This window comes from Actinoplanes sp. NPDC048988 (genome assembly GCF_043197815.1).
GTDB lineage: Bacteria > Actinomycetota > Actinomycetes > Mycobacteriales > Micromonosporaceae > Actinoplanes.
In genome coordinates, this window is sequence record NZ_JBICTW010000002.1 from 530,060 (window position 1) to 542,631 (window position 12,572).

Here is a 12,572-nt window from a genome sequence, read left to right on the forward strand (position 1 = left end):
CAGCCTCCCTTGAGGTTGAGGCACGAGGTAATGGCACCTTGACGTGCTCTTCCAGGGTACGGGCAAGAGTCACTTCTCGGCGCGGCGCGAGCCTGTGAACCAGCTGAAGGTGAAACTGTGAAGTTACTGAAAGCGGTCGATGGCGGACAGGGCGAGTTCGGTGAAACCGTTCGTCAGGAGCACGACGGCGATGGCAGTCAGCAGGATGCCGGCGATCCGGTCGAGGATGCCGGCCGCGGCCCCGGAGATCCTGCGCTCGACATGGCCGGCGGCATAAAGAGTCAGACCCGTGACTATTGCGTACGCCAGGGCGGCGACCGACAGGAACAGGCGGCCCGTGACGCCGCCGACGTCGGCCGAGGCCGCCACCCCGAAAGCGAAGGTCGTCCCACCGACGGTCAGCGGAAACGTGATCGGCGTAAACAAAACGGACTTAAACGATTTGTCCGGCTGGGAAGCAAGGGCCGAGGCGGGCGCGGCGGACACGGGCACGGCAGAGATAGGCGAGGCGGACGCGGGGGCGGCGGACGCGGAGGTAGACGCGGCCGAGGTAGGCGAGGCGGAGGTAGGCGAGGCGGAGGTAGGCGAGGCGGACGCGGGCACGGCGGAGGTAGGCGAGGCGGACGCGGGCACCGCGGAGGTAGGCGCGACCGAGGTGGCGGCGATGGAGGTAGGGGCGGCGGCTGGGGTCGGTGGTGTGGCTTTGCCGGTCATCAAGGGGACGGCGGCCAGGATCAGGGCTATGCCGCCGGTCGCGGTCAGGGCCGCCGTGCTGATGCCGAGCAGCTCGAGCAGCGGCTCACCCACCCAGATCGCCAGCAGGACGAAGACGGCCACGTTGACGACCAGGCCCAGGGCGAGCCGCAGCTGCTCGGCGTGCGAGAACGGGCGGACGATCGGCAGGTACGACGACAGCGCCGCCACCGGGCTGTACAGGGCGAACAACGCCAGGAACAGGACCAGGGCGTCGTACTTGAAGGACATGTCAGAAGTCGACCGCGTCGCGGATCAGCGGGCAGGTCATGCAGTGCCCGCCGCCCCGGCCGCGGCCGAGTTCGGCGCCGACGATCGTGATGACCTCGACGCCGGCCTGGCGGAGCAGGGTGTTGGTCTGGGTGTTCCGGTCGTAGGTGAAGACCACGCCCGGCTCGACCGCCACCGCGTTGTTGCCGCTGTCCCACTGCTGGCGTTCGGAGGCGTACACGTCGCCGCCCGTCTCGATCACGCGCAGCTGTTTGAAGCCCAGCGACTCGGCCACCACGTCCACGAAGCGCTGGCCCTCGTTGTCGATCACGTCGACGCCCCAGGAGCCGGGCACCAGCGTGAACGGGTGGATGCCGTCGACGATGTTCGGGTAGAGGGTGACCACGTCGCGGTCGGCGAAGGTGAACACCGTGTCCAGGTGCATCGCGGCGCGCAGCTTCGGCATGCCGGCCACGACGACCTTCGAGGCCGCGCCGTTGGCGAACAGCGACTGTGCCACCTGGGTGATCGCCTGCCGTGACGTGCGCTCGCTCATGCCGACCAGCACCACGCCGTTGCCGACCGGCATCACGTCGCCGCCCTCGAAGGTGGCCAGGCCCCAGTCCTTCTCCGGGTCGCCCCACCACACCTTGGAGCCCACGTAGTCCGGGTGGAACTCGTAGATCGCCTTCATCAGCAGGGTCTCGTCGTGCCGGGCCGGCCAGTAGAGCGGATTGAGCGTCAACCCGCCGTACAGCCAGCAAGTGGTGTCTCTGGTGTAAAGGGTGTTGGGCAGCGGTGGCATGAGGTATTCGCGGACGCCGGTCGACTCGCGGGCCAGCGACACGTAGGCCGATTTGCGGAATTCCGGTGGCAGGTCCGACGTGGCGAGCCCGCCGATCAGGAACTCGGCCAGTTCGCGCGGCTTCAGTTCCTCCAGGAAGGCGCGGGTGTCGTCGAGCAGCCCGAGACCCACCTCGTTGGCGATGATCTTGCGGTCGAGCAGCCACGTGCGGGCTTCCGGGATCGTCATCGTCGCGGCCAGCAGGTCGTGCAGCTCGACCACCTCGACGCCGCGGTTGCGCAGCTTGTTGACGAAGTCGGCGTGGTCGCGCTGGGCGTTCTCCACCCACATGACGTCGTCGAAGAGCAGGTCGTCGGCGTTGCCGGGGGTGAGCCGGCGATGCGCCAGCCCGGGCGCGCAGACGAGCACCTTGCGCAGCCGGCCGACCTCGGAGTGGACGCCGTGTTCCATGACAACTCCCTGGTGAGTTAGATGGAGATCCAGCCCGCCGCGAGCGCCACGACGCCGAGGACGGCGCCGAGGACCGAGACGGCCAGGATGACGAGCTCGCGGCCGGAGAACAGCTGCCGGCCCTGCTCCCGGCGCGCTTTGATGAACAGCAGGGTGGCCGGGGCATAGATGATCAGTGAGACCAGCACGAACTTCGGGCCGGCGGCGAAGAGCAGGAAGAGGGTGTACGCCACGGCGAGCACCCCGACCACGAGCTCGCGCCCGTGTCCGCGCGGCTGCTCCACATAGGTATCGCGGGTCAGGGCCAGTTTCAGGGCGTACGCGGCGGCGAGCAGGAACGGGATCAGGGTGAGCGCGCTCGTGAGGTCGAGGGCGAAGTTGAACGCGTCCTCGGAGAAGTAGGTGACGATCAGGACGGCCTGGATCAGGATCGAGGTCAGCAGCAGCGCGTTGAACGGCACGTCGCCGCGCTTGGTGCGCCGCAGGAAACGCGGCATGTCGTCGTCGGCGGCCGCCACGAACAGGACCTCGGCCGCCATCAGGGTCCAGGCCAGGTAGGCGCCGAGCACCGAGATGATCAGGCCGACGCTGACGAAGACCTTGCCCCAGGTGCCGACGGCCGCCTCGAGCACCCCGCCCATCGACGGCTGCCGCAGTTCGGCGATCTCGGAGCTGGGCAGGATTCCGTACGACACGATGGTGACCGACGCGAAGATGGCGAACACGCCGAGGAAGCCGAGGATGGTGGCCCGGCCGACGTCCTGCCGGCGCTTCGCGTGCCGGGAGTACACGCTGGCCCCCTCGACGCCCAGGAACACGAAGACGGTGACCAGCATCGTGCCCTTGACCTGCTCGAAGAGCGAGCCGTAGTCGGCCGGTCCACTGAGGTTGTCGGCGAACACCTTGGGGTCGAGCAGGAACAGGGCGATGAGGACGAAGACGATGATCGGTACGACCTTGGCCACCGTGACGACCCGGTTGAGCGCGGCCGCGTCCTTGACCCCGCGCTGGATCAGGTAGAAGAACAGCCAGATCCCGGCCGTGGAGACGGTGACCGCGAGCAGGGTGTCGCCGTCGCCCATGGCCGGCCAGATCGTGCCGACGGTCGACATGATCAGCACCCAGTACGTCACGTTGCCGACGCAGGCGCTGGCCCAGTAGCCGAAGGCGGAGAAGAAGCCCAGGTATTCGCCGAAGCCCGCTTTGGCGTACGCGTAGACCCCGGCGTCCAGCTCCGGTTTGCGCAGGGCGAGGGTCTGGAAGACGAAGGCCAGCATGAGCATGCCGGTGCCCGCGATGGCCCACGCGATGATCGCGCCGTAGACGCCGGTCTCCTGGGCGAAGCGCCGGGGCAGCGAGAAGACACCGGCGCCGACCATGCCGCCGATGACCATCATGGTCATCGTGGCCAGGGTGAGCTTCTGGGCCGTGGACGCGGTGGTCGTGGTGGTGCCGGTTCCGGTCACGTCGTCGCCTTCCTCCCGCGGATCAGGGTTCGGTCACCGGTACCTGGGCGTTCTGGGCGGCGCCGCCGCGGCTGAAGCGGACGTCGACCGTGTCGCCGGGCTTGTGGGTGCGGATCGCGACGAGCATCTGGTCGGTGCCGTTCACCGCGGTGCCGCCGATCTGCGTGATCACGTCGCCGGTGCGCAGACCGGCCCGGGCGGCGCCGAAACCGGGCACGACCTGCTCGACCAGGGCGCCGCGGGGCAGGCCGGTGGCCCGGGCGATCTCGTCGGTCACGCTCACCGACATGACGCCGATGACCGGGTGGGTGGCCTTCTTGCCGGCGATGAGCTGCTCGGCCACCGAGACGGCGAAGTCGATCGGGATGGCGAAGTTGAGGCCGATGCTGCCGCCACCGCCCTCGGGCGGCTGGGCGCCGGCCGAGTTGACGCCGACCTGCCGGCCCGCGCAGTCGGTGAGCGGACCGCCGCTGTTGCCCTGGTTGACCGCGGCGTCGGTCTGCACGGCGTTGACCAGGGCGGCCGGTTCGGCGCCCTGGCCGACGTCGATCCAGCGGTTGAGCGCGCTGACCACGCCGGCTGTGATGGTGCTGTTCAGGCCGAGCGGGGAGCCGGCCGCGACCACCGGCTGACCGACGACAACGGCTGAGGAGTCGCCGATCGCGATCGGGGTGAGGGTGGCCGCGGCCGGGTCCACCCGCAGCACCGCGAGGTCGGTGGCGGGGTCTCGGCCGACCACGGTCGCCGGAACTTCGGAGGCGCCGCGGGCGAAGTCGACGGTGATGGTGGCGGGGGTGGTACCGGCTCCGAAGGCCGGGGCGATCACGTGGTCGTTGGTGAGGATGTTCCCGTCCCGGTCGAGCACCGATCCGGAGCCGAGGCCGCCGGTGGCCCCGCGCCGCACATTGACCGTGACCAGGGACGGGAAGACGGTGGCGGCCACCTGGGTCACGTCGCAGCCGGTCACGCCGGCGGCGGCCGCGGCCGGACGGCCGTCGCCGTCCGAACCGGACGCGGCCGCGCCGAGCAGACCGCCGGTGATCCCCGACAGCAGCGCCAAGGCCACTGCCCCGGCGACCAGACGTCCCGGCGTGAGTCGCATGCAGCCAACGTAGGTAGCCGTCGATCCGGGGAGCGTCACCCGGAACGGATGAACCGGCGGATCACCCCGAATGGGATGATCCGCCGGTGAGACGAGGCCCGGGTCAGGAGATCTTGCGCTGGTAGGCCCGCATGGCGAACGCGTAGGCGACGACGGTGATGCCGGCGCACCAGGCCAGGGCGATCCAGATGTCGTGGCCGACCGGCTGCTGGTCGAGCAGGGCCCGGATCGAGTTGACGATCGAGGTGACCGGCTGGTTCTCGGCGAACGCCTTGACCGGGGCCGGCATGGTGTCGGTCGGCACGAAGGCCGAGGAGACGAAGGGCAGGAAGACGATCGGGTACGAGAAGGCCGAGGCGCCGTCGGGTGAGGAGGCGGACAGGCCGGCCAGCACCGCGATCCAGGTCAGGGCCAGGGTGAACAGCAGCAGGATGCCGATCACGGCGAGCCAGGCCAGCACGCCGGCCGAGGAGCGGAAACCGATACCCAGTCCAATGAGGACAATCAGGGCACAGGAAAGTGCGTTCGAGACCAGCGACGTGAGTACGTGACCCCACAACACCGAGGAGCGGGCGATCGGCATCGAGTTGAACCGCTCGAAGATGCCGCCCTGAAGGTCGTTGAAGAGGCGGAAGCCGGTGTACGAGATGCCGCTGGCGATGGCGATCAGCAGCACACCGGGCATCAGGTAGTTGGTGTAGTTGTCGGTGTTCGCCTGGATGGCGCCACCGAACACGTAGCGGAACAGCAGCAGGAACGCGATCGGCATGATCGTGACGGTGATGATCGTGTCGAGGCTGCGGGTGATGTGCCGCATCGAGCGGCCGAGCATGACGTTGGTGTCGCTCAGGACGTGCGTGGTCACGACTGACCCTTCTCTCCGACGATGGCCAGGAAGATCTCTTCCAGGGTGGGCTGGCGCTCCACGTACTCGACCTTGGTCGGCGGGAGCAGCTTGCGGAGCTCGGCCAGGGTGCCGTCGACGATGATGCGGCCCCGGTGCAGGATCGCGATCCGGCCGGCCAGCTTCTCCGCCTCGTCCAGATATTGGGTGGTGAGCAGGACCGTCGTGCCGCCGTCGGCCAGTTTCTCGATCACCTTCCACACCTCGATGCGGGCCTCCGGGTCGAGGCCGGTGGTCGGCTCGTCCAGGAAGATGATCGGCGGGTCGCCGATCAGGCTCATCGCGATGTCGAGCCGCCGCCGCATGCCGCCGGAGTAGGTGCCGACCCGGCGCCCGCCCGCCTCGGTCAGCCCGAAGCGCTCGAGCAGGCCGTCGGCGACCTTGCCCGGGTCGTCGACCCGCCGCAGCCGGGCGATCATGACGATGTTCTCGCGGCCGGTGAGGATCTCGTCGACCGCGGCGAACTGCCCGGTCAGGCTGATCGACTCGCGCACCCGCTGTGCCTCGGTGGCGACGTCGAAGCCGTTGACGACGGCGGTGCCGTCGTCCGCTTTCAGGAGCGTGGCCAGGATCCGTACGGTCGTGGTCTTGCCGGCGCCGTTGGACCCGAGCAGCGCGAAGATGCTTCCCCGGGCCACCTCGAGGTCGACGCCCTTGAGCACCTCGACGTCCTTGTACGACTTGCGGAGTCCGTGCACCCGGATCGCGGGGTTCTGTCCGTCCATGGTCGCCAATACCCTTCAGGAGCGGTGGATGAGGATGTCGCCGAAGCCGGTGCGGCCGCGGACCTCGACGGTCTCGGTGGCCTCGCCCGGACTTGAGGTCTGCTCCATCGAGTTGAGGACCTGGCCGAAGCCGGTGGTGACCTCGAGCCAGGCGGCGGTTCCCTCGGCGATGCCGATGTCGAGGGCGCCGGCGGCGGTGCCGAGGGTGATCGAGCCGCGGACCACCTCACCGAGCCGGATCTTGCCGTTGGCCGTCTTCACCTCGGCGCCGGAGCCGGCCCGCTCGATGTCGATGTCGCCGTTGGCGTTCTTGACCCGTACGTCGCCGGTGACGACGTCGATCGCGGTGTCGCCGTTGGCGTTCTTGAGCACGGCGGCGCCCTCGACCTCGCCCAGCTGGATGTCGCCGGAGCCGGTGGAGACCTCGGCGTCACCGAGCACGCGGTCGACGGTGATGTTCCCGAATCCGGTGTGCAGGCGCAGCGAGCCGGTCTGCTCGAGCCGCATGTCGCCGGTACTCCTGATCCGGGTGTCGCCGAGCCGGCCGGTGACGTGGAAGGCGCCCATCACGAGGTGGGCGTCGAGCCGCGAGCCGCTGGGCACCTCGATGTCGACGGCGACCGCCTTGGACTTCTTGGAGAAGTCGAAGGTGCGCTTGGGGCCGGTCACCCGGAGCTGGCCGTTGCTGTAGTCGACCTTGAGCTGCTGGGCCGCCTGCACATCGGACTCGTCGTGCTCGTCGTTCGGGCGGACCTCGACGACGGTGTCGGCGCGGTCGCTCGCGATGATCCGCACGTCGCCGACGTAGTAGTCGAGAGTGACACTGATCGATTCGGGAGTGTCGAAAATAGGCATGGTTGTCCCCGCTTCCTGAGTCAGTGAGGCGTTCTAGCAGGTCAGAGGGTTAGCGGACCCATCCGGTGAAACGCTGCGCGGCTCGCTTGCCGCCGTCGCGGGGCTCGGGCCGCTGGGCCCGGTCGGGCTGCTGCAGGGCGGCGGCGGCGGCCCGGACGAGCCAGGCGTTGACCGAGCGGCCCTCCTTGGCCGCGGCCTCCTCGATGGCGGCCTTGAGCGGCTCGGGCATACGGACGTTGATGCGGGCGGCCGGGCCGTCCTCGGCGAACGGGAGGTCGCTCTCGGTGGCGTTCTCCACGGTGTGGTCGGCCGTGGTGGGCGCCGCGCTCACCACGAACTCGGGGTCGCGGCCGCGAAGGCGCAGCTCGACCGAGCCGGGCGCCAGGTCACGGGTGATCTCGTCGGCGGCGCCGGACAGCGCCTCGAGCAGGGTCATGCGGATCGCCGACTCGAGGGAGCCGGTCAGGCGCTCGACCAGCGCACGCGACTCCTCGCCGCCGGCCTCGGCCAGCGTGGCGAACTCACGGCCGAGGTTGTTCACATACGAGGTCAAGTCCATGGCACCATGGTGGCACACACATGGCACCGCTCACAAGAGCTTTGGCACCATCAGTGTGCCAGCGTGGCACCATGCAGTGGCGCGAGAGACGCGCTATGGCCTTGAGCTGCGGAAACGCCGCGATGAGCTTCTGGGGGCGAGCGTTGTGCTTCTGGGCTCGAGGAGAAGACGTACCTATGAAAAAGACGCCGCGGACCGAAGCCTGCGGCGTCTTTTCAACGAACTGTGTGCCCGGGGCGGGTCTCGAACCCGCACGCCTGCGCGAGGCAGCCGCTTTTAAGGCGGCCGTGTCTGCCATTCCACCACCCGGGCGGCACTGGAGACACCGTATCGGTTGCCGGCCGGGTGGCGGAAACGGAGATTACCTCAGTGGGTGCCGGCGCTCACCGTCTCGCGCTCCTCCGGCTTGCGGACCGGCGGCGTGACCTCGAGGAACTCCTCGCGCGGGTGATGCAGCTGGCCGAGGGCGATGGTCTCGCGGCGGAGCACGAAGGCCAGCGTCCAGTCGGCGATGACCCGGACCTTGCGGTTGAACGAGGGGATCCGGCTCATGTGGTACGAGCGGTGCATGAACCAGGCGGGAAGGCCACGGACCTTGATGCCGTAGACGTGCGCCACGCCCTTGTAGAGGCCGAGGCCGGCGACGGAGCCGACGTACTTGTGGCGGTACTCCTTGGGCAAGCCGCCCAGGACGACCGCCTTGATGTTGTCGGCGAGCACCTTGGCCTGGCGGACCGCGTGCTGGGCGCTCGGCGAGCACCAGCCACCGGGGTTGGTCAGGTCGGGGACCTGGGCGCAGTCGCCGGCCGACCAGGCGCCGTCGAGGACGTTGCCCTCGTCGTCGGCCACCTGAAGCGTGGGCAGGCAGTTGACGTGGCCCTTGGGACCGCGCGGCAGGTCGGTGACGTCGAGCATGGGCGACGGCTTCACGCCCGCGGTCCAGACCACCGTCTCGGCGCGGAACTTGTCGCCGTCGGACAGCTCGATGTTGCCGTCGACGCAGGACTTCAGGAACGTCTCGAGGCGGATCGAGATGTCGCGCTTGGCCAGCTGACGGGCCGCGTACGCGCCCATCTTGGCGCCGACCTCGGGCAGGATCCGGTTGCTGGCCTCGACCAGGACGAACTTGACCTCTTTCTGGTCGAGCTCGGGGTAGTACTTGAGGGCGTCGCGGACGACGTCCTCCATCTCGGCCATGGCCTCGACGCCGGCGAAGCCGCCACCGACGAAGACGAAGCTCAGGGCCGCCTTGCGGATCTCGGGATCGGGCGTCACGGCCGCGACATCGAGCTGGTCCATGACGTGGTTGCGCAGGTAGATGGCTTCGCCGATGGTCTTGAAGCCGATACCGCGCTCGCTGAGGCCGGGGATCGGAAGGGTCCGCGAGACCGAGCCGGGCGCCACGATGATGTGGTCGTACTCCATCTCGGTGGCCGGGCCCTCGATGGGCTGGACGGTGACCGTCTTGCGCGCGTGCTCGACCTTGGTGACCTCGCCGACGATGACGCGGCACTTCTTGAGCTCGCGGCGGAGCGGCACAACACTGTGCCGCGGCTCGATGTTGCCGGCCGCTGCCTCGGGCAGGAACGGCTGATACGTCATGTGGGGCTGGGGGTCGATGACGACGATCTCAGCCTTGCGGCGGCTGAGCTTCTTCGACAGACGCAGGGCGGCATAGAGCCCGACGTGACCTGCCCCTACGACGACAATGCGCTGCGGATTCACGCCTTATATTGTCGCTCTTCGCGGCTCGCAACGCCTCTCGGTGTGATCTATCCCAAGTCCGTATGTCAAGTGCTGTGACGCACATATTTCGAGGACATTTACACGCGACGAACGAGGCGTGCTATGAGGAGCGTGGCACCCGCGGCACCAACCAATCCGACCAGAGTAGCCACCAAAAACGCGCTTCCCGCCAAATCAGCGGTGAGTCCCAGAATGGCTACTGTCAGTACGGCCGAGATAAGCACCACAGTAAGCGCCCGCGCCAACCAGACACCGACGACGTCGACATTGACGACCGCGTCGTACGGCAGAACGGCCGCCAAAGCCGTCAGTGAATGTCCAAGATAGAGGGCCGTGGCGATGGTCAGCACCCGCCACAGCGAGACGGCCGCGTCCTCCATCACGGTGTCGACCAGCCAGCCGGCCACGACGGCCAGCGCGGCGAAGGTGGCACCCCGGCCGCGCGGCGCCACCGCCGGGTAGATCGCGACCAGAGCCAGCGGCACGAAGAACTGCGAGCCGAGCATCGCCTGCGGCCAGGCGACGGCCATCGCGACCAGACCGCAGAGCGCGATGCCGCACCGCACCAGGAACGGCAGGATGGTGGCCCGGGTCAGCACGGTCTTGGCGCCGGCCAGCTTGCGGGCGAACAGGGTGAACATGTCAGTGCCCCCGGGGCGCCGAGGCGAGGCGGGAGACGTCCCGCAGCACCAGGTCGAGGCTGCCGGCGCCGGCCCAGGCGACGACCGGCACGCCGTGCTCGCGCAGGCGGCCGAGGACGTTCTCCCGCTCGACGCGCCACAGCCGGGTGGCCAGCGGGGTCCACTGGTCGCGGACCTCGGGGGCGGCGCCGGCGGGCAGCGTGTCGACCGCGACGACATAGCGGCCGGACTGGGCCAGCGCGGCCAGCATGTCGGCCGACCGCGGGTCGATCAGCGGGGTCAAGACCATGACCAGCGCGTCCGGGGAGACGTGGTGGGCGCCGAAGTCGTGCTCGTGCGCCTCCATCGGGTCCGGGCGCACGTCGAGCAGCCACTCCAGCACCGTCAGATATTGACGCCGGCCGGTGGCCGGGCGCAGCCGGCGGGCGGCGGCACCGTACTCGAGCAGGGAGACGCGGTCGCCGCGCTGAAGATAGTGTTCGGCGATCGCGGCCGAGGCGCGGACGGTCGTGTCCAGCACCGAGGCGCTGCCACCGACGCCACCGGAGAGGCCCACCTCGCCCAGCACGTCGAGGAGAAGGACGACCTCGGCGTCACGGTCGGAGAGGGTCGAGGCGACATGCAGGTCCCGCGTACGCAGCGAGACGCGCCAGTCGATGCGGCGCAACCGGTCGCCCGGGGCGAACGGGCGCACCCCGGCCAGCTCGCCGCCCTCGCCGGGCCGGCGCGACCGGTGGTTGCCGACGAGTCCGGCGGCGGCCGGCATGGCCTCGATGGCGTTGAACGGCTCGGTCACCGGGTAGACCCGCACGTCGCTGCCCTGGGTGATCACCGGGCGGCAGGCGAGCAGGCCGCCGCAGGTGGCGACCCGGGCCGCGGCCGGGCCGACATCCTGCCGGCCCCAGCGCCGGGCCTCACCGCTCAACTCGACGGCGGCCCAGCCGTCGGCGCCCACGGTGATCGCGAACGGCCGGTCCGACTCCTCCAGCTTCAGCCAGCGTGAGGTGCGGACCCGGACCACGACCAGGTCGTACGAGATCTCGTCCGGGTTGCTGACGGTCACCGACGCCTCGACCTGGCCGCCCTCGACCAGATACTCCTGATCGGACTGCACGGTCAGCTCGGGGAAGGATTTCGGCATGCGCCGCAGGCCGACGGCGACGCCGATCGCGAACGGGGCGGCCAGCAGCACCAGGTCGACGCGGCCGAGCGCGACGCCGAGCACCAGCAGCAGGCCGGTCAGCAGCACAGCCCGGCCCAGCGCCCGGGTCGGCACCCAGGCCGGACCGGCCGTCACGTCGGCCGGCGACGGCGGCGGAACGGCGCTGCGCAGCCGCGGGCCCATCAGCCGGCGGTGTATGTGGGCAGCGCGCCACTGGCCGGCGCGGGCGTGGCCTGCAGAACCTCGTCGACCACGAACGACGGGTCGACGCGGCGCAGCCACATCTCCGGGCGCAGCGTGATGCGGTGGGCGAGGGCCGGGACGGCGACGTCCTTGACGTCCTCGGGAACGACGAAGTCACGGCCGGCCATGGCGGCCCGGGCGCGGGCCAGCAACAGCAGGGCCAGCGAGCCACGCGGCGAGGAGCCGACCAGAACGGAGGCGTGCTCGCGGGTGGCGGCGGTCAACGCCACGATGTACCGGCCGATCGAGTCCTCGACGGCGATCGACTCGCAGGCGGCCTGCATCGACTGCAGGGTGGCGGAGTCGACGACCGGCGTCAGGAAGGCCTCCTCCTGCCGGCGGGACATGCGGCGCTGCAGAACGTCCCACTCCTCCTCGGCGGTGGGGTAGCCGAACGAGACGCGCAGCAGGAAGCGGTCGAGCTGCGCCTCGGGAAGCGGGTAGGTGCCCTCGTACTCGATCGGGTTGGCCGTGGCGAGAACGTGGAACGGTGGGTCGAGGCGGTAGGTGACGCCCTCGACGGAGACCTGCTTCTCCTGCATGGCCTCGAGCAGGGCGGCCTGGGTCTTGGGCGGCGTCCGGTTGATCTCGTCGGCCAGCAGCATGTTGGTGAACACCGGGCCGGCCCGGAAGGCGAAGTCGCCCTTGCGCTGGTCGTACAGGAAAGAGCCGGTGACGTCGGCCGGCAGCAGGTCGGGGGTGAACTGGAGCCGGCGGAAGTCGAGACCCAGCGACTGGGCGAAACAGCGGGCGGTCAGCGTCTTGCCGAGACCGGGCAGATCCTCCAGCAGGACGTGGCCGCCGGCCAGGATGCCGGCCAGGACCAGCTCCAGCGAGTCACGCTTGCCGACCACGACGCTGCCGACCGAGTCGAGGACGGCATTGGCCAGTCTGCCCACCTCGTACGGGGGAAGGGCCTGCACGCCTGTCTCGGTCACCGGGGCACCTCTC

At 69.6% G+C, this 12,572-nt stretch carries 12 protein-coding genes and 1 tRNA gene; all 13 read right to left on the bottom strand.

All coding sequences use genetic code 11. The features are described 5' to 3' along the window. Nucleotides 1-123: 123 nt before the first annotated feature. The 13 genes from ACGFJ7_RS09520 to ACGFJ7_RS09580 all read right to left on the bottom strand — a co-directional run bounded on the left by ACGFJ7_RS09520 (nucleotide 124) and on the right by ACGFJ7_RS09580 (nucleotide 12,559). A complete protein-coding gene (locus ACGFJ7_RS09520; protein WP_392641776.1) occupies nucleotides 124-984 on the bottom strand; it encodes a MarC family protein in 861 nt (286 codons plus the stop codon). Nucleotide 985: 1 nt separating this feature from the next. Beyond that, nucleotides 986-2,218 carry an arginine deiminase gene (locus ACGFJ7_RS09525; protein WP_360245086.1) on the bottom strand — a complete coding sequence of 411 codons (1,233 nt, stop codon included), beginning with the start codon at nucleotides 2,216-2,218 and terminating at the stop codon, nucleotides 986-988. A gap of 17 nt (nucleotides 2,219-2,235) precedes the next feature. Then, nucleotides 2,236-3,684 (bottom strand): basic amino acid/polyamine antiporter, encoded by a 1,449-nt coding sequence (locus tag ACGFJ7_RS09530; RefSeq protein ID WP_360245089.1) that lies wholly within the window; start codon nucleotides 3,682-3,684, stop codon nucleotides 2,236-2,238. Between the two features lie 22 nt (nucleotides 3,685-3,706). After that, nucleotides 3,707-4,786 carry a S1C family serine protease gene (locus tag ACGFJ7_RS09535; RefSeq protein WP_392641778.1) on the bottom strand — a complete coding sequence of 360 codons (1,080 nt, stop codon included), beginning with the start codon at nucleotides 4,784-4,786 and terminating at the stop codon, nucleotides 3,707-3,709. Between the two features lie 103 nt (nucleotides 4,787-4,889). Then, nucleotides 4,890-5,651, bottom strand: coding sequence for an ABC transporter permease (locus ACGFJ7_RS09540; RefSeq protein ID WP_360245095.1), 762 nt, complete (start codon nucleotides 5,649-5,651; stop codon nucleotides 4,890-4,892). Next, on the bottom strand, nucleotides 5,648-6,415 hold the full coding sequence (locus ACGFJ7_RS09545) for an ABC transporter ATP-binding protein (RefSeq protein WP_392641780.1): 768 nt from the start codon (nucleotides 6,413-6,415) through the stop codon (nucleotides 5,648-5,650). The genes ACGFJ7_RS09540 and ACGFJ7_RS09545 overlap by 4 nt, the downstream gene beginning before the upstream one ends. Nucleotides 6,416-6,430: 15 nt before the next feature. Beyond that, nucleotides 6,431-7,270: a DUF4097 domain-containing protein gene (locus ACGFJ7_RS09550; protein WP_392641782.1), complete on the bottom strand. Its 840-nt coding sequence runs from the start codon at nucleotides 7,268-7,270 to the stop codon at nucleotides 6,431-6,433. A gap of 49 nt (nucleotides 7,271-7,319) precedes the next feature. Then, nucleotides 7,320-7,829, bottom strand: a complete 510-nt coding sequence (locus tag ACGFJ7_RS09555; protein WP_360245104.1) for a DUF1778 domain-containing protein — start codon at nucleotides 7,827-7,829, stop codon at nucleotides 7,320-7,322. 228 nt (nucleotides 7,830-8,057) lie between these two features. Further along, nucleotides 8,058-8,141: transfer RNA gene (locus ACGFJ7_RS09560), tRNA-Leu, on the bottom strand. A 54-nt stretch (nucleotides 8,142-8,195) separates the two neighbouring features. Then, a complete protein-coding gene (locus ACGFJ7_RS09565; RefSeq protein WP_360245107.1) occupies nucleotides 8,196-9,554 on the bottom strand; it encodes an NAD(P)/FAD-dependent oxidoreductase in 1,359 nt (452 codons plus the stop codon). 98 nt (nucleotides 9,555-9,652) lie between these two features. Further along, the gene (locus ACGFJ7_RS09570) at nucleotides 9,653-10,216 is read right to left on the bottom strand and encodes a hypothetical protein (RefSeq protein ID WP_392641784.1); all 564 of its coding nucleotides are present in this window, start codon (nucleotides 10,214-10,216) and stop codon (nucleotides 9,653-9,655) included. Nucleotide 10,217: 1 nt separating this feature from the next. Beyond that, nucleotides 10,218-11,549, bottom strand: a complete 1,332-nt coding sequence (locus ACGFJ7_RS09575) for a DUF58 domain-containing protein (protein WP_392641986.1) — start codon at nucleotides 11,547-11,549, stop codon at nucleotides 10,218-10,220. An 11-nt stretch (nucleotides 11,550-11,560) separates the two neighbouring features. Continuing rightward, nucleotides 11,561-12,559: a MoxR family ATPase gene (locus ACGFJ7_RS09580; RefSeq protein ID WP_360245116.1), complete on the bottom strand. Its 999-nt coding sequence runs from the start codon at nucleotides 12,557-12,559 to the stop codon at nucleotides 11,561-11,563. Nucleotides 12,560-12,572 lie beyond the last annotated feature (13 nt).